This is a genomic window from Kordiimonas sp. SCSIO 12610 (genome assembly GCF_024398015.1).
Taxonomy (GTDB): Bacteria; Pseudomonadota; Alphaproteobacteria; order Sphingomonadales; family Kordiimonadaceae; genus CANLMI01.
On the sequence record NZ_CP073747.1, the window covers coordinates 1,657,618 to 1,678,620 of the forward strand.

Here is a 21,003-nt window from a genome sequence, read left to right on the forward strand (position 1 = left end):
TTGCTTCATTCGTTGCCGTTAGAGTTTAAATGATGGTCCGTATCGGTATCTGTTTGTGGGCGCGGGGCTGCTGCGCGCTTGATACGATCATTAATCGCGAGGCCAATACCCGTTAAAGGAATTGGGGCAATGGCAATTTTATCGGCACTTTGGTCCGCTTTCCCGATTGCTGTGAACAGCTTCTTTGCGGCTTCGCTTAGGTCGCCAGTTTCGCTTAAATTGAAGTTGCCTTTAACCTCACCAAACCCGATATGATATTCACCAGCGAGAGCTGTTTTTGCATTTAGGCGTATGAGCGCGTCGGGCGCATAGTGGCTTTCCAACTGGCCGGGGGCCGTGATGTGATTGCTGTTGTTGTCTAAAATGTCTTTGTTTGATGCGTCAGCGATTTCATCCGATGTGATCGTGCCGGGCCTTAATAATCTGATGACGTCGTTTTGATCGATTGAAATGATAGTGGACTCGATACCGAGGTCTGTCGCCCCGCCGTCGATGATCATTTCAATTTTACCATCAAGGCCACTTCGAACGTGCTCAGCGGTAGTTGGTGAAATCTTGCCAGATGGGTTCGCGCTCGGCGCGGCAAGAGGTAAGCCGGAACCTTTAATCAAAGACCGCATTGCGGGATGGTTTGGGCATCGAACCGCGAGCGTAGAAAGCCCTGCCGAAACGGTTGGAGCGATTTGCGTTGGTGTTCTTTGAGGTAGTACGAGTGTGAGGGGGCCGGGCCAAAATTTCTCCATCAGCAATTTTGCAGTCTCAGAAACCTCGACAAGAGACTCGGCCATGGAAATATCAAGTACATGGCAAATGAGGGGGTTATTTGATGGTCTTCCTTTAACCTGATAGATTTTTTTTACAGCTTCATCATTTGTTGCATCAGCGGCCAAACCATACACGGTTTCCGTAGCGGCGGCGACAAGGTTTCCACTTCGTAAAATGGCTGTAGCCCTTGCTATTGCTGGGCTGTCATCACAAGAAACTACTTGAGTTATCATATCGGTCATGCACAAATCTAAGTTATTAATGAAACATATTAAACCATTTAGAACAGTTTTTTCGTATCTTTTACAGTGAAGATACCTAGCACAGAATAATGATTTGCCAACGATTTGTTCAACCAAGTCGTGAAGCGTTTGGTCTTAGGATAGTTTGATGAGTGAATATAAAGCCCCTTTGGAAGAAATCAGGTTTGCCCTTGAAGTGTCAGCGGGCCTGAATGAATGGACTGATATCCCCGCGTTCGTGGAAGCCGGTGAAGATCTGGTTGGTGCCGTTCTCGAGGAGGCTGGCAAGCTCGCGCGTGATGTGATCGCGCCTACTAATGTGATTGGTGACCAGGAAGGGGCAACCTTACAGGAAGACGGGACCGTTAAAACCCCTGATGCCTTCAAGGCCATGAATGAAGCGTTTGTTGAAGGTGGCTGGCCAACCCTTGCGTTTGAACCAGATTACGGTGGGCAGGGGCTTCCGGGCAGCCTTGCCCTTGCTGTTAGCGAAATGGTGACGTCTGCCAACATGGCCTATAGCCTCAATCCAATGCTGACCTCTGGTGCAATCGAAGCGATAGCAGCACATGGTTCGGATGAGCAAAAAGCGATGTATCTGCCAAACATGATCGCGGGAACATGGACGGGCGCCATGAACCTGACGGAATCAGGTGCTGGTTCAGATGTTGGTGCGCTGAAAAGCAAGGCGGAAGCTTTGCCGGATGGTTCTTATAAAATCACAGGGCAAAAAATCTTTATAACATGGGGTGATCATGATCTTGCGGAGAATGTCATTCACTTGGTGTTGGCGCGCTTGCCGGGTGCACCCAAGGGAACCAAGGGAATTTCAATGTTCATTGTACCCAAGTTCCATGTGAACGACGATGGAACGTTGGGCGACCGTAATGACGTTCGTTGTGTCAGTTTAGAGCACAAACTCGGTATCCACGGTAGTCCAACATGTGTTATGTCCTTCGGTGATAATGACAACTGTATTGGATATTTGGTTGGTCGTGAGAACGAGGGCATGCGTAACATGTTCACGATGATGAACCATGCACGCATCAGTGTTGGCCTCGAAGGTGTTGCCATATCAGAGCGCGCTTATCAGCATGCGGTTTGGTATGCCGAAGATCGTGTTCAATCGGCGTCCATTGACCGAACAGGCCCAGACGCTGTTGCAATTATTCAGCATCCTGATGTGAAACGTATGTTGATGACCGTTAAGGCAACAACCGAGGCTGCACGCGCGATCATTTACCGTAATGCTTGGGCCCTTGACCGTGCCCACAAAGCAGAAGACGCAGATGTTCGCAGGCAAGCGAGCGGTGAAGCAGATTTATTAACACCGATATCCAAGGCCTATTCTACGGACATTGGGGTTGAAAACACCTCTACGGCACTTCAGGTCTTTGGCGGTATGGGGTTCGTCGAAGAAACTGGTGCTGCACAGCATTACCGCGATTCCAGAATTGCACCGATTTACGAAGGAACGAATGGAATTCAGGCGCTTGATCTTGTTGGGCGTAAGCTCAATATGGACGGCGGTGAACATTGGCGCGCCTTAATTGAGGAAATGCGCACTTTTTGTTCTGAAAATGCATCAAATCCGTCAATTGATATTGCCGCGTTGGCAAGCGCGGTTGAAGCGCTCTCTGAGGCAGCAGAAGCGCTCTTTAGTAATGGGTTTGAACGTATTGTTGACACAGCGTCCTCCGCGACACCTTATCTAAGGATGTTTGGAACCGTTGTTGGTGCCTACCTTCTGTCCTTACAGTCACTTGAAGCGTCCAGACGGCTGGAAGCCAATACAGGCAATCCAGAGTTTTTGAAAACCAAGCAATTAACGGCGAACTTCTTCATCGAACAAATTTTGCCAGTTGGGACTGCACTTTTGAAACCAGTTTTGGCAGGTGGGTCAACATTATCTGAAATTTCTACGGAAATGTTTGCAAGACAGTAAATGGCAATATTGTATCGATTGCTTAATGCGATGTTGCTGAGTACAACACAAACATTATGCTTACTTATTGTGTTTTGTGGCACTCAATAAAAGGGACAGACTATGGCAGATGAGCCATTACAAAAGGTTGAAGGCGATAAAACAAGTGATGTTACGGATCATCGAACTGGCCGTGTTGATCCGCTTGCAAGTTTGACAGTACTTTATGATCATGTTCCTGAAGGTGAGGCTGTCATTGAGGTTGCAAAGGGTGTTTACTGGGCGCGTCTTCCCCTGCCGTGGTCGTTGGACCATATCAATGTTTATCTGTTCAAAGAAGATAATGGCTGGACCGTTGTTGATACTGGTGCAAATGGATCGCGCGGTAGAGATGTTTGGGAAAAACTATTCAGCTCTGTCATGAACGGTGAACCGATTGTGCGTGTGGTTGCAACACACATGCACCCTGATCATATCGGGCTTGCGGGTTGGCTGGTTGAAAAATTTGATAGTGAATTTGTCATAACCCAAGCTGAATATTTATTATCAAATACGCTTTGGCTTGGCGCTAGTGATGTTTTCCCCGAAAGTGAACTGAACTTCCTATTGGAGCATGGTCTTGACCCGCAATTCGAAGCGATGGTCAGGGCGGCTGGTTATTCTTCCTACAAAAAAGGTGTTTACAAACTGCCTAGTCAATACCGCAGGATTGAGGACGGCAGCGAAATAACCTTCGGTGGACGTAATTGGAAAGTTATCATTGGTCGCGGCCATTCTCCAGAGCACGCGTGCTTATATTCCTTGGATGGTGAATTGTTGCTATCTGGCGATCAGATACTCCCTGAAATAACATCGAATGTTTCGGTTCATGCCCGTGAACCTCAGGCGAACCCACTTGCGCAGTGGATATCGTCCTTGAATAGAATGCTCGGGATTACAAGCAATCCCATCGTTCTGCCATCGCATGGGCCAGTTTATAGGGGGCTTGAAGAACGGCTGAACGCACTGATCGAAGGGCACTATAATAAGCTCGTTAAATTGCATGCTTATTTGGATGAACCAAAGTCGTCAGTAGAGTGTTTCCCTGCTTTGTTCCGTCGAAAAATTACTGGTATGGACTTTTTCCTCGCGCTCGGTGAGACAGTAGCCCACTTGCATTTACTGCGGTCCCTTGGCCTTGCGGAAGAAAGCAAAGATGGTAGGTTGGTGAAGTTTGTGCGCAAAGGCGAATTAAATACTCAAGAATTATTAAACGCTATTGAAGCTTTGCCGGGAATTAATCTCAGGCCATTATCGGATATTATGCCGTAGTAAGCATCGTCGTCACAAGAATATCAAATAAATAGTCTTTGCCTTCATACAAGGAAGTCCTATAAAGCAATACAAATCGACCTTTAAATTTGGAACCCTATATGAGCAACGAACCTAACGCGCAACATTCTGATTTTGAAGACATCAAAGACATGACTTTTGAAGTAGCGATGGCTCAGCTTGAAGAGGTTGTTCGTAAGCTTGAAAATGGTAGTGTTTCCCTTGAAGATTCGATCGAATATTACACTCGTGGTGAAGCTTTGAAAAAGCATTGCGAGGCAAAGCTTTCTGAAGCAGAGGCGCGTATTGAGAAGATCACACTCGCAAAAGACGGTACACCAACGGGTGTTGAACCGTTTGAGGCGGGATAGGCGCGTGCCCGCTATTCATCATAACGGTGCCCTCGAAGCAGCTCTAAAGGCGACGTCATCCGCTGTAGAACGGATTTTAACGCCAATATTACATAAACCATCCGGTCTTGAAGCCCGCGTTGTGGAAGCAATGCATTATGCGGTGTTTTCTGGTGGTAAGCGTTTGCGTCCATTTTTGGTTCTGGCGAGTTCCGAGCTGTTTGACGTTGACCGAAAGCGGGCCCTTCGTGTAGCGGCAGCGATAGAATGTGTTCATTGTTATTCGCTTGTTCATGATGACTTGCCAGCAATGGATGATGATGACCTCCGCCGGGGTAAGCCGACGGTGCATATAAAGTACGATGAAGCAACAGCAATACTGGCTGGGGACGCGCTTTTAACGTTAGCGTTTGAAATTTTATCGGCGCCAGAGACGCACGATGATCCAAATGTTCGCCTAGAACTCGTTAGTGCACTCGCTAAGGCATCTGGGTATCAAGGGATGGTCGGCGGCCAGATGATAGACTTGATGGCAGCGGATTATGAATTGGATCAAGCGGCTGTGTGTAGACTGCAACAAATGAAAACCGGTGCCCTTATCAGCTTTTCTGTCGAAGCAGGGGCTATCATGGGACATGCGAGCACGAGCGCCAGAGCCTCCTTGCAGGGGTATGCGAGGGATTTGGGCCTTGCGTTTCAGGTTGCTGATGATCTGTTGGATGCTGAGGGTAGTATAGAAGCTACAGGCAAAGCCGTTGGCAAAGATGCTGCTGCCGGGAAGGCAACGCTTGTCAGTATAATGGGGTTAGAGCGTGCGAAGCAACAAGCAAATATGCTAACCGATCAGGCTATTGATCATTTATCAGGTTTTGATGACCGTGCATCGCTTTTGCGTGCTGTCGCACATTTTGCTATAAATCGTCACACTTGATTCTCACTTTGGCCGTAATGATATATCAGGTATAAAAATAATAAAATTACAAAGGATACTGTCTTGAGCGGAAGACTAGAGACACCATTACTCGATCAGGTTAAGTCCCCTGATGAATTGCGTAAACTTGAAAAGGGCCAGCTTCGACAAGTTGCGGATGAATTACGTGCAGAGATGATCGACGCGGTCTCCGTGACTGGTGGGCATTTCGGCGCTGGACTAGGCGTTGTAGAGCTAACGGTTGCGCTTCATTATGTTTTCAATACACCAGAAGATCGTCTGATTTGGGATGTGGGACATCAAGCCTATCCGCATAAGATTTTAACAGGACGGCGTGAGCAAATCAGAACCATCCGTCAGGGTGGTGGTTTGTCCCCGTTTACCAAAAGGTCTGAAAGCGATTATGACCCGTTTGGGGCAGGACATTCCTCTACTTCAATAAGTGCGGCGCTTGGTATGGCGGTTGCGAACAAAATGTCTGATAAGCCGGGGCGCGGGATTGCCGTTATCGGTGACGGGGCAATGAGCGCTGGCATGGCCTATGAAGCTATGAATAATGCTAAGCAAGCGGGTAACCGCCTTGTTGTTATTCTGAATGATAACGAGATGTCTATCGCCCCTGCGGTTGGTGCGATGAGTGCGTATCTCGCCAAAATCCTAAGTAGCCGTTCGTTTTTATCGCTACGGGACTTAGGCAAAAAGATTGTTTCGCATTTTCCCAAGCCAATAGCCGACACCGCAAGGCGTGCGGAGGAATATGCGCGCGGTATTGCGACAGGCGGGACGCTTTTTGACGAACTTGGTTTCTATTATATTGGGCCGATTGATGGCCACAATATGGATCACCTTTTACCCGTTTTGGAAAATGTACGAGACGCGCAGGATGGTCCTATCCTTATCCATGTTGTGACGGAAAAAGGCAAAGGCCATCCGTTTGAGACACCGAACCTTGAGAAATACCACGCGGTTCCCAAGTTTGATGTTGTGACGAAAGAGCATCAAAAATCGAAACCGAGTGCACCAACCTATACCAACGTATTTGCTGATGCTTTGATTAAGGAAGCAGCAATCGATGATAAAATAGTCGCTATCACGGCGGCGATGCCATCAGGCACAGGTATTAACAAGTTTGAAGAAAAATTCCCGGATCGCACGTTTGATGTTGGTATCGCGGAACAGCATGCTGTCACATTCGCTGCAGGCCTGGCGGCAGAGGGCTACAAACCTTTCGCAACGATTTATTCCACATTCCTGCAACGGGCCTATGATCAGATCGTTCATGATGTCGCCGTTCAAAAATTACCAGTTCGCTTTGCGATTGACCGTGCTGGTCTCGTCGGTGCGGACGGGCCAACCCATGCAGGTAGTTTTGATGTAACCTACCTTGCGAGCTTGCCGCATATGATTGTGATGGCTGCGGCGGACGAGGCTGATCTGATGCACATGGTGGCAACAGCAGCGTCGATTAATGATAAGCCATCAGCAGTTCGATATCCGCGCGGCGAAGGTCGTGGTGTTGCATTGCCTAAAAAGGGTGAAATCCTTGAAATTGGTAAAGGCCGTATTGTCAAACAAGGTAGTAAGGTCGCGATCTTGTCACTTGGTGCACGTCTTGATGAGGCATTAAAGGCTGCTGATGAACTGGAGGCTAAGGGCCTTTCAACCACTGTCGCTGACGCACGCTTTGCAAAACCGATTGATGAAAAGCTTATTAGAGACCTTGCAGCCAGCCATGATGTTCTTTTGACAATCGAGGAAGGATCAATCGGCGGCTTTGGTGCGCATGTTATGGATTATCTTGCAGACGAGGGTATTCTTGATGGTTCCTTAAAAGTGAGGGCCCTCAAATTGCCTGATGTGTTCCAAGATCATGGTAATCCGGCTGATATGTATGCCGAGGCTGGTCTTGACGCAAAAGGAATTGTGGCAAGCGTTTTGAAGGCGCTCGGTCATAATTCGATTGGTCAGGAAACGATTGAGCAAACGGCTAGGTCTTAAAGCAGGCCTAATTTACAGTAACTCAATATTAACTCTGGAGGCAGGCGATGGCCGGTAAAATCCGTGTGGATGTTGCGCTTGTTGATCGCGGGCTTGTGGAAACCCGAGCAAAAGCACAGGCTCTTATTATGGCTGGCGTTGTTTTTTCTGCTGAGGTCAAGATCACAAAAGCTGGCCATCAAATTAAGGAAGACCAGCCGCTTGAAGTGCGGGGTAAAGATCACCCATGGGTTAGCCGTGGCGGCCTTAAGCTTGAGAAGGGTTTAAAACATTTTGATATTGACCCGAAAGGGTTCACGGTCATTGATGTTGGGGCCTCAACGGGTGGTTTCACTGATGTCGCGCTTACAAATGGTGCCACACATGTTTACGCGGTTGATGTGGGGCGTGGTCAGTTAGCATGGAAACTCAGAAATGATGATCGGGTTACGGTTCTTGAGAAAACGAACGCCCGTTATTTAACCGAAGCAGAAATTCCGAATGCCCCCGACCTTATTGTATGCGACGCCAGTTTTATCTCGTTGAAAACGGTTCTGCCTGCTGCGCTCGCTCTTTTAAAGGATGGCGGTCATTTGATAGCGCTGATTAAACCGCAGTTTGAGGTTGGCAAGGATAATGTGGGGAAGGGTGGTGTTGTTCGTGACCCAGAATTGCATAAGGCTGTCTGTGAAGATATTTCGGATTGGTTGGGTGGATTACCGGGGTGGCATGTCGCCGGTATTACTGAAAGTCCGATTAAGGGGCCTGAAGGTAATATTGAATTTCTGATTCACGGAATTAAAACCGGAAAGTAATTATGCGATTTTCGCTGACAATTGATAAAATCGGTAGTAGCGGCGATGGTATCGGCCAATATGACGGTAAGTTGGTTTTCGTTCCTTTTGCATTGCCAGAAGAAGACGTGATCGTTGAAAAGGTCAAAGAAAACAAAAACGGAATTACTGCGCGGTTAGTTTCAATTGAAAAAGAAAGCCCTGAGCGTATCAGCCCGGTTTGTAAACACTTTACGCAATGCGGTGGCTGTCAGGCGCAACATATGTCGCGCAATTTATACACACAATGGATGAAGGATAAGGTGCTTAAGCCGCTTTCAGGCCATGGCCTTGATACGTCAACCGTATCAGCACCGATTATAACCAAGGAACGCACGCGGAGGCGGTTAGCGCTTCGGGCAAGAAAAACCGAGAAAGGCGTTATAGTCGGTTTTAACGCGCGCGAAAGCCACACGATTGTAGATATCCAAGAATGTATTGTAGCGGAGGATGATTTAGTTAAATTATTTGATCCGCTAAGAGATGCTCTGCATAGGATTTTACCAAAAGCGGGCAAAGCTGAAATTCACCTCACAAATACGAAGACAGGCGTTGATATTCTTTTCAAGGCAAGTGTTTCGTTATCCTTGGCGGACCGCGAAGTTCTGACAGACTTTGCGGAGAAGTATGATATTGCCGCAATTCATTGGCTTGCTGATGACTTTTTAGACCCCGTACTGATAAGTCGTGAGCCACTTATTGATATTGATGGAACCAATGTTCCTATTCAACCTGGTGGTTTCATTCAGGCAAGCGAGGAAGGCCAAAAGCTTCTTATTGATCAGGTCCGTGAATGGGCTTCATCTTCGCGTAGAGTTGCTGATTTGTTTTCAGGTATTGGAACCTTTACGTTTGCACTGGCAAAAAAAGCTCAGGTCTTGGCGGCGGAAGGAAATGCAGAGGCGATGAATTGCCTTGTTGCTGCACGGAACGCATCTAGTCATCTAAAACAAATCATCACCCGTAAAAGGGATCTGTTTATCAAACCGCTTATGCCGGAAGAACTGAATCAGTTTGATACGGTTGTCATCGACCCACCGAGGGCAGGGGCTAAGGAACAAGTGGACAGAATATCTTCATCGGATATTTGTCGCGTAATAAGTGTTTCCTGCAATCCAAATACTTTTGCACGTGATGCAGAATTATTAAATAAAAGTGGTTTTAAAGTTGAAAAAATTATTCCTGTTGATCAATTCCTATATTCTCAACATATTGAAATAATTGCATTAATTGTTAAAAAATAAACTAAAGATTATTCATCACGCCTTCAATATTTTTGCTCACATTTTAGTGAAATATTTACTAATTGGCCTGCATATCTGTTCATGAACATTAACAAAAAATCCTAGCAAAACTGCGGGACTCATAACTTTTGTTCTTAGTACTATAACCAAAAGTTATGCTTGGATGGAAATCAGCGGAGTATTAACGTGGGCATCAAAACGATCCTTGGATCAACAGTATCAGCAACCGTTCTTTTGGCAACTGGTGCAGTGGCAGAAAGCCTAGATCCAATTGAGCCAATCACTCAAAGTCAATATCAAGAAACGAAAAGCAGTGCTTGTGCAAAACCTGGAAATCCATACAAAGGCGTATTTTATGCCAATGATTTTCGGTACCTTGAGCAAGAATGTTATACAGGCGAAGGCGATGACGCGCTAACCAAGTTTGGTAACAGCCTTAAAAACATCAAATTACGGGATGATATTACTCTTGATATTGGTGGTCAGTACCGTTTGCGCTGGCACACTGAAAATAATCATGCCGGCACGCGCCTGAACGGTGAAGATAATGATTTTCTTCTCAGCCGCTTGCGTGTTTACGGTAGCCTGCGGTTTGGTGACCATGTTCAGGTTTATGGTGAAATCATTGATGCTGCCAGTATTGGTGAAGACCGCCCGCCGCGCGGTATTGAAGTTGACCGCTGGGACCTTTTGAATGGTTTTGTCGATGTGAACTTTGACGTTGCCGACACAAAAATCAACGTGCGTGCAGGCCGTCAGGAATTGCAATTTGGCCAGCAGCGTCTTATTTCGCCGCTTGATTGGGGAAATACCCGCCGCGCATTCGATGGTGTCCGTGTAACGGCGAAAAGAGGCGATTTTACGTTTAATGCGTTCACGGTTAGCCCGCGTACAGTTTTGCCAAATGACAGTAACCCAACAGACCGAAGCCAGGACTTTGATGGTCTTTCGCTTCAGTATAATATCCCGGGTCATGAATTTGAGCTTTATAGCCTGAGATACGATGAAGATGATCCAGAGCGGACACGTTTTGATTATTACACAACTGGTCTTCGCTGGAAGGGCCGTGAAGGCAATGTGCTCTTTGAAGCTGAAGGTGGTATACAGCGTGGTACGTTTGGACCGCAGGCTCTGAGCGCAGAATATCTTACACTTGGCCTTGGTTACGATTTCAAGGATGTAGCGTGGAAGCCGACAGTGTGGGCATACTATGATTATGCGAGCGGCGACGACGATCCAAACGACGGTGTTGATGGCCGCTTCCGCCAGCTATTCCCACTTGCCCATGCATGGCTTGGCCTGATTGACCTTGTTGCACGTGAGAATATCGAAGCGTTTAGAATCAGTGCCGTAACACGCCCTGCAAAAGGCGTCACATGGGTTAATCAATTCCATAAATTCAACTTGGCGTCTGCCCAGGAAGGCTTGTTTAACGCAGGTGGCGGTCGTATTCGCTTTGACCCGACAGGTCAGGCAAACTCCGACGTTGGGTTTGAGTATGACACGTTCGTCAACTTCAAGCTTCTACAGCGCATGAGTTTGATTGTGGGTTATTCACACTTTGCTGGCGGTGATTTTATCGACGCAACAAATCCACAAGGTGTATCTGGTAACGCTGATTTCTTCTACGTTCAGTGGACAACTAACTTTTAATCCGTAAAGGCAATCGCTCATGTTTAAATTAGTATCAAGTATAGTAATTTTTGCAGGCGTTCTTGGGTGTTCGACTTCCGCGAACGCCCAGGCGACACCGTCTGATGTATTGGTTTCGGTTGAAACGGCGCAGAATGAGCTGCGCCTTTTGTATGATGCAGATATGCAGGAAGTACCTTCAGCGAAGGTCACATCATCTGCGCCCAGACGACCAAGGCACGTTTATTTTAAAGCGCGGGAAGTCTATCAGAAAGTTAAGGCCTTGAAGGAAATGAATGGCCTGACTATGGCTGATTTACCCGAGGTGCCAAAACGTGAAATTCGACCAACAGAAGTTAAAGAACTGGTCGATAATATCAGAAAAAACCTTGGCGATATTAAAGCGAAATATTTCGTTGTTTCAGAGGCAACAACTGCGGCAAAGAAAAATGGTAAGGGGCCAACGGATGTTTATCTTGGCTTAACTTACACAAGCCAGTTAATCGACGGCCTCGATATGCCGAATGTGGTTCCAAACGATGTGTACCGCGTGGCACTTGCGGTTCTGGAGGAAGCACGTGTGATTTCCAGAGCGCAAAACGGATCACGTAGTGAAGCCGAGCTTGAATTGGTCGCAACAGGCAAGAAGCCGGTTGATGTGTATAATAACGGCGAAACACTTCTGAATTTGATTAGTGATATGTCTCAAAACAAAGAGGGGTATGAAATTCCTGCGGGTGTTGTTCTTCCGAATAGGCCATCAGGAAATATTACACCGGGCCATGTCATGGACTTGATGAGCAACACGCTTGCAGAACTCAGCGCGCTTAAAGCGAAACTTGGTATCGCTGAAAGTGCTGCAAACCAGCCCGCTCAAGCCGGGAAAACACCATCAAACGTATTTGATGTGATTGAAACAACCAAAGCTGTTCTCTCAGGCATATAGGTGGGGATTATGTTAGAACAAATTAAAAATATGATGTCAGGCCTTAATGGTAAAATTCTGACACTTGCGGGATTACCAGTGATCGTCATCGGATTGATTGCCTTCATCGGGAATACGATCATCAGTGGGACTTTCTCGTCTACCCAGGAACAATTGGAAACCTTGAATAGTCAGGTTGCCCAAGCGGATAAATTATCAACTGTCGTTGAAACATCAAACGCTCAGGCACAGCGGTTGGCAGCAGATATTGCCCGTACGCACCAAACTATGTTGATCACCCGGAACGCTGGGCTGGCAACACAAACGGTTACCAAAAAGCAAACATTGGCTGAGGAACTAAAGTCGCTCAATGCATCTGTATCTGCCCTTAGGTCTTTCCTTGAAAAAGGCGGCTATGTTCCTGCCAATATCGATCAAGCGCTAGCAGAGACATCGGAAGCGAAATTTAATTTGGATAGCCGGAAAATATTTTTCCAGCTTGTTCGTCTAAGTGAAACCGTTGCTAACCAGTTTGATCTGTTTGCAAGTGCGAATGGCCGAACAATTTCGTTGGCACAGGCGGGCAACTTTGCAGGTGCGAATGCAAACTTTCAATTCGAAGAAACAGCGCGTTTAAATGCGTTTAATGGCGGGCTTGCTCGTCTTGCAAATGCGCTTGAAGGTTCGATTGTAGAGCTGAAACGTCAAACTGATCTTGAGCGTACGACCCTTAATGAAATGTCTGGTGATGATATTTCCAGCACTATTGTTTTCGTCATGATCTTAATTGTTATTTTGATCATAGCTATCATTTTCGGCGCTTCCTTCTTTACATCAAAGGTGATCATCACCCCAATCCGTGCTCAGGTTGGTGCAATGAACGAACTTGCGGCAGGCCGTATGGATGTGGATATTCCTGAAGCCAAAGATACTGACTTGGCGCAGATTGCCAAAGCCCTATCTGCCTTTAAAGCTGGTTTGGTTGAGAAAGCTGAGCTTGAAGAACAACAAAAGCAAGCGGAAGCCGAAGAGCGCGCACGTCAGGAAAACGAACAAAAACTTGCTCGTGAACGCGAAGAAGAAGAGCGTGAGCGTGAACGCCGCGCAAGCGAAGAAGTTCGTGAACGTACTGAACGCATGGAAGCATTGATCAGCGGGTTCGAGACAAGTATTGGTGATGTTCTGGCATCTGTTGCTGACGCATCAAACGCACTTGAGCAATCAGCAGGCACGATGCGCCAGGTTGCATCCGACAGTGAAATTCAAAGTAGTGAAGTTGCTGCGGCCTCTACGCAGGCATCGTCGAACGTATCCTCAGTGGCAGCAGCCAGTGAAGAGATGGCAGCATCAGTGCAGGAAATCAGTCGTCAGGTTGTGACCTCTAGTGATATGACGCGTCAAGCAACATCACAGGCGGAAGAAACTGATAAACTGGTTCAGAAACTTGCTGAAAATATTTCGAAGATTGATGATGTTGTAACCCTTATCAATGATATCGCGGATCAGACAAACCTACTTGCTTTGAACGCGACCATTGAAGCTGCGCGGGCAGGGGACGCCGGTAAGGGGTTTGCGGTTGTAGCATCGGAAGTAAAAGCCCTCGCGAGCCAGACAGCGCAGGCAACTGATGATATCCGCCGTCAAACCATGACTGTTAAAGGTATGAGTGACGAAGCATCCCGGGGTATGGCAAGCATGCTTTCTGTGTTCCAGCAAACAACCGAGATTGCGGGATCAATCGCGGCAGCGGTTGAAGAACAGAACGCTTCAACGATAGAAATATCGCAGGCTGCTGGCGAAGCTGCAAACAGTACGGATAGGGTTAGCCTGAATATCGGTGACCTTAAAAATGGTACACAGAATGCACGCTCTGCATCCGAGCAGGTATTTGAAGCCTCATCACTATTGTCATCGCAAAGTGAAAACCTTCAGCAAGTTGTGGAGAGTTTCCTCCGTGATATTGCTACTGCGCAGTCGGCATAGTTCGCTTTACCGCACAGTATATTGACAAAATTATAAGCCTGTCCTTTGATAGATCAGAGGGCAGGCTTTGTTTATGGAGCCAATTATTTTTCTGGTTCGATAATTTGGGGAATGGCAATGAAAAACAAAACCGAATATATCGTTTCGTTAACCGCGATGGTTACGGCGGTTGTTGCTGTTTTTGTGGCAATTCTTCAAACGAACGTTATGAAGGAAGAAAGCGCAGCCGAACGGGAGCATATGCGCCTTTCGGTAACGCCCTCAATGTGGATGTCCCGTTCGATCCTTGATCGCGGTCAGGAAAACTTTTCTACCTATTCCTATGAATTCAAAAATCAAGGTTTGGGCCCCGCAATTGTTGAAAAATTTACCATCGAGTACGACGGCAAGTATGCGGTTGATTGGTATGATTTATTCAGTAAAGTCAGCAGTGATATCGACGGTGAAGACAAAATAAAAGGACGCTTGTTTCCTGCGAATACATCAAGTGTTTCACCGGGACATGTTATCCCGGCGGGTGAGGCTGTAACCCCCTTACAGCTCAATAATGATCTAGAAATCATCACTTTACTTCTGAAGGGCAATGACAAGCTTAAAATATCGCTTTGTTATTGTTCGTTTTATAATGATTGCTGGAATGTTTCAGGACTGAATACGCGGCCAGAGCCTGTGAAGATGTGCAAATCAGAAGCACCGGATTTTAATAGTTCATCGTTGAGAGTTAGTGCTGGGTAAGGTTATCATAGTTAGATACTTCTTTGTAATTATGAAATTCCCATTCGCCATATCTGTCTATTTCTTTTGCTAATTCTTCCCATGTATCACATTCAAATCTCGCTATAAGTTTTTTGATAGCGGTTTCAATGAGCTGCCAATCAAATTTCTCGATTATGATTAGGTTTTTATCAATAATAAAATCATTGGATTTCAGACTATGCTCTAACCACTTGGGAGAGCATACTTGGAACGTGAACATTTCCGCTCCTTTGCCATGTTCAGGTCCTATTTCCGCGACGATATCCGCCCAGAAGTCTTCTTGGTCTTCTGGTTGAGATTGGCCATCCGGTATTACAGAGCTCCATATACCGTCCAAATGTGCCTTCACTGTATTCACCTCTTTTTGAGAAAAGTTCTAACAGCTTCCAAGGTTTTCTCGGGAATTTCTTCCATTGGGATGTGGCCAGCGTTTTTAAAAACAACAAGTTCGCTATTTTTGATCTCTCGGTCCATCACGCGGCCTGCCTCTACAGGGATCAGGTTATCGTCCTCGCCCCATATAATCAGGCTAGGGACATTGATTGTGCTTAGGTCAATTTCTGTGCGGTCAGCACGGTATCCGGCAAACCGTTTACCTGTTGCCTCACGGTTGCCGGGATACCGCACAAGTTCCCAGTAACGATCGATCATTTTGTCATCAATAACCGCATGGTTGGTGAAGGTTTTCTTCAACCCTTCGGCGGAAAGGCTGCGAGGCGTAATATTGCCGATTATCCAGTCCGTATACCAACGGCCCGCCAGCCGGAAAGCAAGCGGGGGGTCGGTTTTTGCTTCTTCCTTGACGGGTAATTTGGCACCGGACGCATCAACAAGGATCAATGAGTTTACAAATTCAGGATACTTTTGGGTGAAATAGAGGCTGATGCCGCCGCCCATGCTGTTCCCGCCCAAAACAAAGTTTTGAAGGCCTAATGTTTGAACAAATTCATGAACAAAATTGCTCATACCCTTATAGCCATACATGCCAGCGGGTGTTGGCCCCGTAAGGCCGTGCCCAGGAAGGTCTACTGTGATAATTCGGTAATCTGCTTTTAGGTCACTAACCCACGCTTCCCAAGTATGAAGCGATGAATTTGAACCATGCAAGAGGACAATTGGTGCTGCGTTCTTATCCCCTTCATCACGGAAATGGGCTGTTGCACCGGACGGTAATTCGACAAAGGTTGAAGCCCCATAAGCATATTTTTCGCGGAGGTCTTCGGGCGCAATGTCTGGTGTCCACGCAATAACGATCGCGAGTGAAAAGGTCACAAAAACAATGGCGAAAAGAACACGAAAAATCTGCATAAGCTGCCCCTCTTTGGATTTGGGGGAAGCTTAACGATAAATATTGATTGTTGCAAATCGGGTTTTTACTTGGCGCATGCTTATATGCATGGACGCGGTCCTATAATTCACACTGGGCCTTGTGCAGCATTTTATGATCCGCAAGTACGCATGCCATCATCGCCTCTGCCACGGGGACCGCGCGAATACCCACGCATGGATCGTGACGACCTTTCGTCATAACGTCAACCGCATTACCGTCGGTATCAATGGATTTACGCGGTGTCAGGATCGAACTTGTTGGCTTTACTGCAAAGCGGGCAACAACTTGCTGGCCCGTTGAAATACCACCTAAAATACCGCCTGCGTTGTTGGACATAAATTGAGGCCCGCCATTCGCTGCTGGTACCATTTCGTCGGCGTTTTCTTCGCCTGTCAGTGCGGCGGCTTCCATGCCTGCGCCAATTTCAACGCCTTTAACGGCATTGATGCTCATTAATGCGGCTGAAAGGTCGGTGTCGAGTTTCGCATAAATGGGAGCACCCCATCCGGCGGGAACGCCGTCTGCGACAACTTCGATAATTGCACCAATTGAGCTTCCGTTTTTGCGGATTTTGTCAAGCTCATCTGCCCATAACTCGGCAGCAACCGGATCGGGGCAAAGAAGTGGGTTGTTGCTAACCTCATCCCAATCGAGGCGGTCACGATCAATCTTGTGCGGGCCCATTTGAACCATGCCTGCGCGAATTGTAATACCATCTCCAAGTATCTTTCGGGCGATAGCCCCAGCTGCAACCCGCATTGCGGTTTCGCGTGCGCTAGAGCGTCCGCCGCCCCTATAGTCACGGATACCGTATTTGGTAAGGTAGGTGTAATCAGCGTGGCCAGGGCGGAAACGTTTGGCGATGTCGCCGTAGTCTTTGGAACGCTGGTCGGTATTTTCGATCATTAACTGAAGCGAGGTTCCGGTTGTTTTGCCTTCAAAAACGCCGGACAAGATTTTGACTTCATCGGCTTCTTTGCGCTGCGTCGTATATTTGCTTTGACCGGGCTTTCTTTTGTCCAGAAATGCTTGAATATCGGCTTCGCACAAATCAAGCATGGGGGGAACGCCGTCCACGGTGCAACCAATGGCTGGCCCGTGGCTTTCACCCCATGTTGTGAAACGGAATAGTCTGCCAAACGTATTGAAGGACATAGATTTTCCAGCATTTTTTTTCGTTAATTGGAAACGAAGACTTTCATCGATTCTTCGTCGGTTGGCATGCATGTTGTGCTGAAACCACCATCCACATGATGGGTTTCACCGGTTACACCAGAAGACAAATCGGACAAGAGATAAAGACCGGCACCAGCAACGTCATCAAGCGTAATATTACGCTTCATTGGTGCGTTCTTTTCATTGTATTTTAAGAGCATACGGAAATCACCCACGCCAGAAGCCGCAAGCGTTTTCATTGGCCCTGCTGAGATCGTATTCACACGGATATTCTTTTCACCCAAGTCACGCGCCATATAGCGGGTACTGGCTTCAAGTGCTGCTTTTGCAACGCCCATCACATTATAATGGGGAACCACTTTTTCAGAACCATAATAGGATAGGGTGATCATCGAACCGCCATCTGTCATCAGTTTTTCAGCGCGCTGTCCAACAGCAACAAAGCTGTAGGCGGAAATATTCATCGTCATCAGGAAGTTATCGAGCGATGTGTCGATATAGCGGCCGCGCAGTTCAGACTTGTCTGAATAGCCAATCGCATGAACGAGGAAATCAAGTTTGCCCCATTTTTCCTCTAACTTTTTAAAGACAGCGTCGATGGACGCACCATCAGACACATCACATTCTTCAACAAAATCCGAACCAACAGAGTCAGCAAGCGGTTGAACACGTTTTTTAAGCGCGTCACCCTGATAGGTAAAGCCCACATGCGCCCCTTGATCGGCACACGCTTTTGCAATGCCCCAAGCCATTGAGCGATCATTGGCAACACCCATGATCAATCCTTTTTTGCCTTCCATTAATCCGCTCATCATTAGTTCCTTTAATTTTCTCGTTGTTTCTGCGGTTAATCCGAGGATCAAGCGACTTATGCGTCCGGCTTGATGTCGTCCTCTGTCAAATCTTGTTCGCTCTTTATAGCGCCTTGTTCAAATTTGTCTCTATAATATGTATAGGCGGCGTTGAGTTCAGCCCCCATCACAAACCCGATGCTCACGATAAAGCAAAACAGTTGCATGATCACAACGCCTGCAAGCGAACCGTATGTGACATCATAGTTATCCGCATATTTCAAATATACCGAAAGCCCTTTGGCAGTGGATAATAGGAAAATCAAACTCAGGATCGTGCCCGGTATGCGTTTGGGTTTTTTAATCTTGCGCGGCGTTAGGACAAAATAAACGCCAAATAATCCCAGAAGCAGGATTGAAGGGCTAACGAAAATGCTTAGGTAGCTCCATAACGTGTCGATACCATCGTTGACAATATCGGGAAACAGACTGGTTGTTGCTTTAAAGATGGCAGGGCCCAGGACAAGGATCGACATTGCCAATATGACGGTAACTGCACCAAAAATCACGACAGCGAGGCTCTCAAGTCGGCGTAACCAGATTGCGGGCGCGTGTTCGCGGCCAAATGCTTTCACAATCACACCACGTGCGGCCTCAACACCGTTTGCAGCGCCCCATATTGCAAACAGAATGGAGCCCGTCAGGATTTCAGCCCCTGTGTTTTTGATAATTCCCTGAACCGGCCCTCGGATAACGCTGGATACCTCAGGCGGCAATACCTCAAACATAAAGTTGATCGCTTCAAGGCCGCGTTCTGTTTGACCAAGGAAGCCAGAAATTGCCACAAGGAAAATGATGAATGGAAACATAGATAGCATCGCAAGAAATGCCATATTGCCTGCCGCAGCCATCCCGCCATTATCGAAATATTTCGATATGGCATATTTGATGACTTTGTAATGTTTCCTGAGACTGTTCATGTGGTTTAATATGGGTGCCTGATCGCTTGTGAATAAGGTTTGAATTTAAAATCTATATCGCTTTACAACAAACCGGAATTTTTACGAAGCGCCGGGCCGTTACCGCCTTTCCAGTTTTTAAGCGCTTTTTCCAATTCCAGATCACGAGTTTTAGGCAGCATTACCTTCAGGCTTACATACATATTCCCAACCTGATCGCGCTTTTTCACGCCTTTTCCTTTCAGGCGCAGGCGTTTGCCGGTTGAAGAGTTGCGTGGAACACGGATTGTTAGCCGTCCCTTTGGGGTTGGTACCTCAATATCACCACCCAGCACTGCTTCATCAAGCGAAATCGGGAGTTCGAGGTGAATATCCAGCCCCTCACGCGTATAGTATGCATGCTCGCTTACATGGACCTCAACGAGCGCATCGCCTTTTTCTCCACCCGCAATACTAGGGCCACCTTGTCCCGTTAACCTGACGACCTGACCGTCTTGTATTCCTTCGGGGATTTTTATATCGATGGACCGTCCATCATTTAATTTAAGCCGTCTGCTGCCACCCGTGATCGATTCCTCAAATCCAATGGTAATCGTGTAATTGATATCAAGGCCTTTGCGGCGGCCGGCTTCCTTATACGGATTGGTTTTTTGCTTGCCCTCAGACTTCTGTGAAGATTTCTTCTTTTTGCGAAAGCCACCAAAATTAAAAAAGTCAGAAAACAGGTCTTCGGCTTCTTCAAAATCAAATGGGTTTTTACCGCGAGCGCGGTGGGCGGACGCCCGTTGGTTTCTTGCGTTTTGAGCGGCGGCATCGAAAGCAGATTGCTGATTGCCATCCGCGTCAATTTCGCCGCGATCATATTTGTTACGAAGGTCTTTGTCGCCCAGTATGTTATACGCAGCGGTGACTTCCTTAAAACGCTCGGCAACGCGCTCGTCATCTTTATTCGTATCAGGATGAAGCTTCTTTGCGAGGGCACGGTAAGCTTTCTTGACATCGGCGTCAGATGAGCCTCGTTTGACACCCAGAATTTGATAAAGATCACGCATATATCGTTTTGAACTCTTACGTCACAGGTTAGTTTGCAACTATAGTATAGCTGTTTTTTATTTCTTAATAGATATTTTCTTTGATATCTATTTCAATATGATCTGACACATTGAAAATCTTGTATTAAGAAAAAGCGCTGTAAGCAATTGGCACACTTATTTTTAGACAACGGAATATATAAATGACTGAGCAAAATGTTGAATTTGGCAAGCCTTTTGAAACTTTCGGTGAATGGCTCGAAGAAGCCAAGGCGAGCGAAATCAATGATCCGACGGGCATGGCGCTCGCGACCACGACGCCCGATGGTCGGCCAAGTTTGCGTATGGTGCTTTTGAAGGGGTGGGATGAACGCGGTTTCGTTTTTTATACCAACCTTGATAGCCGTAAAGGTGGGGAACTGAAAGATAATGCAAGCGTCGCCTTGTTGTTTCACTGGAAGTCGCTGCGCCGTCAAATCAGAATTGAAGGCCAAGTGAGCCCGGTTACAAGTGAAGAAGCGGACGAATATTTTGCGTCTCGCCCGCGCGCAAGCCGTATCGGTGCTTGGGCATCAAAGCAATCATCACCTATGCAGGGAAGGTTTGAGTTTGAAGCCGAGATCGCGAAATACACAACTAAATTCGGTGTAGGGGAAATCCCACGACCGGAAAACTGGTCAGGGTTTCGGGTGAAGCCTCAGGCTTTTGAATTCTGGCGCGACCGTAAATTCCGCCTGCATGAACGGCTTCAGTATGACTTGGTGGACGGTGAAAACGGCTGGAAAATCACTGAACTTTACCCCTAGAAAATTCATTGTTTAAAGATAATTGCTTTTTGGCTTG

19 protein-coding genes are annotated in these 21,003 nt (G+C 47.0%); 12 read left to right on the forward strand and 7 right to left on the reverse strand.

The genetic code is table 11. The features are described 5' to 3' along the window. Positions 1-5 precede the first annotated feature (5 nt). Positions 6-1,007 (reverse strand): L-threonylcarbamoyladenylate synthase, encoded by a 1,002-nt coding sequence (locus KFF44_RS07645; RefSeq protein WP_255938651.1) that lies wholly within the window; start codon positions 1,005-1,007, stop codon positions 6-8. Between the two features lie 148 nt (positions 1,008-1,155). Here KFF44_RS07645 and KFF44_RS07650 point away from each other — a divergent pair, with 148 nt between their 5' ends. The 11 genes from KFF44_RS07650 to KFF44_RS07700 all read left to right on the forward strand — a co-directional run bounded on the left by KFF44_RS07650 (position 1,156) and on the right by KFF44_RS07700 (position 14,852). Further along, positions 1,156-2,952 carry an acyl-CoA dehydrogenase gene (locus tag KFF44_RS07650; RefSeq protein WP_255938652.1) on the forward strand — a complete coding sequence of 599 codons (1,797 nt, stop codon included), beginning with the start codon at positions 1,156-1,158 and terminating at the stop codon, positions 2,950-2,952. A 102-nt stretch (positions 2,953-3,054) separates the two neighbouring features. After that, positions 3,055-4,242 (forward strand): MBL fold metallo-hydrolase, encoded by a 1,188-nt coding sequence (locus tag KFF44_RS07655; protein WP_255938656.1) that lies wholly within the window; start codon positions 3,055-3,057, stop codon positions 4,240-4,242. A 101-nt stretch (positions 4,243-4,343) separates the two neighbouring features. Beyond that, positions 4,344-4,613, forward strand: a complete 270-nt coding sequence (locus tag KFF44_RS07660; RefSeq protein WP_255938658.1) for an exodeoxyribonuclease VII small subunit — start codon at positions 4,344-4,346, stop codon at positions 4,611-4,613. Positions 4,614-4,617: 4 nt separating this feature from the next. Continuing rightward, on the forward strand, positions 4,618-5,523 hold the full coding sequence (locus KFF44_RS07665) for a polyprenyl synthetase family protein (RefSeq protein WP_255938660.1): 906 nt from the start codon (positions 4,618-4,620) through the stop codon (positions 5,521-5,523). Between the two features lie 63 nt (positions 5,524-5,586). Further along, positions 5,587-7,521, forward strand: a complete 1,935-nt coding sequence (gene dxs / locus KFF44_RS07670; RefSeq protein WP_255938663.1) for a 1-deoxy-D-xylulose-5-phosphate synthase — start codon at positions 5,587-5,589, stop codon at positions 7,519-7,521. Positions 7,522-7,568: 47 nt separating this feature from the next. Beyond that, positions 7,569-8,315, forward strand: coding sequence for a TlyA family RNA methyltransferase (locus KFF44_RS07675; RefSeq protein ID WP_255938665.1), 747 nt, complete (start codon positions 7,569-7,571; stop codon positions 8,313-8,315). 2 nt (positions 8,316-8,317) lie between these two features. Continuing rightward, the gene (gene rlmD, locus KFF44_RS07680) at positions 8,318-9,577 is read left to right on the forward strand and encodes a 23S rRNA (uracil(1939)-C(5))-methyltransferase RlmD (protein WP_255938666.1); all 1,260 of its coding nucleotides are present in this window, start codon (positions 8,318-8,320) and stop codon (positions 9,575-9,577) included. A gap of 186 nt (positions 9,578-9,763) precedes the next feature. Further along, positions 9,764-11,230 (forward strand): alginate export family protein, encoded by a 1,467-nt coding sequence (locus tag KFF44_RS07685; protein WP_255938667.1) that lies wholly within the window; start codon positions 9,764-9,766, stop codon positions 11,228-11,230. 19 nt (positions 11,231-11,249) lie between these two features. Next, complete coding sequence (locus KFF44_RS07690) at positions 11,250-12,155, forward strand: hypothetical protein (protein ID WP_255938668.1); 906 nt, start codon at positions 11,250-11,252, stop codon at positions 12,153-12,155. 9 nt (positions 12,156-12,164) lie between these two features. After that, positions 12,165-14,117: a methyl-accepting chemotaxis protein gene (locus tag KFF44_RS07695; protein ID WP_255938669.1), complete on the forward strand. Its 1,953-nt coding sequence runs from the start codon at positions 12,165-12,167 to the stop codon at positions 14,115-14,117. A gap of 117 nt (positions 14,118-14,234) precedes the next feature. Then, positions 14,235-14,852 (forward strand): hypothetical protein, encoded by a 618-nt coding sequence (locus tag KFF44_RS07700; protein ID WP_255938670.1) that lies wholly within the window; start codon positions 14,235-14,237, stop codon positions 14,850-14,852. Here KFF44_RS07700 and KFF44_RS07705 read toward each other — a convergent pair. From KFF44_RS07705 to KFF44_RS07730, 6 genes are all read right to left on the reverse strand, one after another. Next, positions 14,839-15,222: an Imm8 family immunity protein gene (locus KFF44_RS07705; RefSeq protein ID WP_255938671.1), complete on the reverse strand. Its 384-nt coding sequence runs from the start codon at positions 15,220-15,222 to the stop codon at positions 14,839-14,841. The genes KFF44_RS07700 and KFF44_RS07705 overlap by 14 nt on opposite strands. Positions 15,223-15,227: 5 nt before the next feature. Beyond that, entirely contained in the window at positions 15,228-16,181 is a 954-nt protein-coding gene (locus tag KFF44_RS07710; protein ID WP_255938673.1) for an alpha/beta fold hydrolase, read from the reverse strand. A 100-nt stretch (positions 16,182-16,281) separates the two neighbouring features. Then, complete coding sequence (aroC, locus tag KFF44_RS07715; RefSeq protein ID WP_255938677.1) at positions 16,282-17,358, reverse strand: chorismate synthase; 1,077 nt, start codon at positions 17,356-17,358, stop codon at positions 16,282-16,284. 23 nt (positions 17,359-17,381) lie between these two features. Next, the gene (gene fabI / locus KFF44_RS07720) at positions 17,382-18,191 is read right to left on the reverse strand and encodes an enoyl-ACP reductase FabI (protein ID WP_370691152.1); all 810 of its coding nucleotides are present in this window, start codon (positions 18,189-18,191) and stop codon (positions 17,382-17,384) included. A gap of 56 nt (positions 18,192-18,247) precedes the next feature. Further along, entirely contained in the window at positions 18,248-19,150 is a 903-nt protein-coding gene (locus KFF44_RS07725) for a YihY/virulence factor BrkB family protein (RefSeq protein WP_255938679.1), read from the reverse strand. Between the two features lie 62 nt (positions 19,151-19,212). Continuing rightward, the gene (locus KFF44_RS07730) at positions 19,213-20,181 is read right to left on the reverse strand and encodes a DnaJ C-terminal domain-containing protein (RefSeq protein WP_255938680.1); all 969 of its coding nucleotides are present in this window, start codon (positions 20,179-20,181) and stop codon (positions 19,213-19,215) included. Positions 20,182-20,363: 182 nt separating this feature from the next. Here KFF44_RS07730 and pdxH point away from each other — a divergent pair, with 182 nt between their 5' ends. Then, positions 20,364-20,966, forward strand: a complete 603-nt coding sequence (pdxH, locus tag KFF44_RS07735; RefSeq protein WP_255938681.1) for a pyridoxamine 5'-phosphate oxidase — start codon at positions 20,364-20,366, stop codon at positions 20,964-20,966. Positions 20,967-21,003: the final 37 nt, after the last annotated feature.

Excerpts from the sequence above, each read along its gene's own strand:
- KFF44_RS07675 (WP_255938665.1), top strand. The coding sequence starts at position 7,569 with ATGGCCGGTAAAATCCGTGTGGATGTTGCGCTTGTTGATCGCGGGCTT.
- KFF44_RS07655 (WP_255938656.1), top strand. The coding sequence starts at position 3,055 with ATGGCAGATGAGCCATTACAAAAGGTTGAAGGCGATAAAACAAGTGAT.
- KFF44_RS07645 (WP_255938651.1), bottom strand. The coding sequence starts at position 1,007 with ATGACCGATATGATAACTCAAGTAGTTTCTTGTGATGACAGCCCAGCA.
- KFF44_RS07710 (WP_255938673.1), bottom strand. The coding sequence starts at position 16,181 with ATGCAGATTTTTCGTGTTCTTTTCGCCATTGTTTTTGTGACCTTTTCA.
- KFF44_RS07690 (WP_255938668.1), top strand. The coding sequence starts at position 11,250 with ATGTTTAAATTAGTATCAAGTATAGTAATTTTTGCAGGCGTTCTTGGG.
- fabI (WP_370691152.1), bottom strand. The coding sequence starts at position 18,191 with ATGAGCGGATTAATGGAAGGCAAAAAAGGATTGATCATGGGTGTTGCC.
- KFF44_RS07660 (WP_255938658.1), top strand. The coding sequence starts at position 4,344 with ATGAGCAACGAACCTAACGCGCAACATTCTGATTTTGAAGACATCAAA.
- KFF44_RS07695 (WP_255938669.1), top strand. The coding sequence starts at position 12,165 with ATGTTAGAACAAATTAAAAATATGATGTCAGGCCTTAATGGTAAAATT.
- KFF44_RS07650 (WP_255938652.1), top strand. The coding sequence starts at position 1,156 with ATGAGTGAATATAAAGCCCCTTTGGAAGAAATCAGGTTTGCCCTTGAA.
- rlmD (WP_255938666.1), top strand. The coding sequence starts at position 8,318 with ATGCGATTTTCGCTGACAATTGATAAAATCGGTAGTAGCGGCGATGGT.
- KFF44_RS07700 (WP_255938670.1), top strand. The coding sequence starts at position 14,235 with ATGAAAAACAAAACCGAATATATCGTTTCGTTAACCGCGATGGTTACG.
- KFF44_RS07730 (WP_255938680.1), bottom strand. The coding sequence starts at position 20,181 with ATGCGTGATCTTTATCAAATTCTGGGTGTCAAACGAGGCTCATCTGAC.
- pdxH (WP_255938681.1), top strand. The coding sequence starts at position 20,364 with ATGACTGAGCAAAATGTTGAATTTGGCAAGCCTTTTGAAACTTTCGGT.
- KFF44_RS07725 (WP_255938679.1), bottom strand. The coding sequence starts at position 19,150 with ATGAACAGTCTCAGGAAACATTACAAAGTCATCAAATATGCCATATCG.
- aroC (WP_255938677.1), bottom strand. The coding sequence starts at position 17,358 with ATGTCCTTCAATACGTTTGGCAGACTATTCCGTTTCACAACATGGGGT.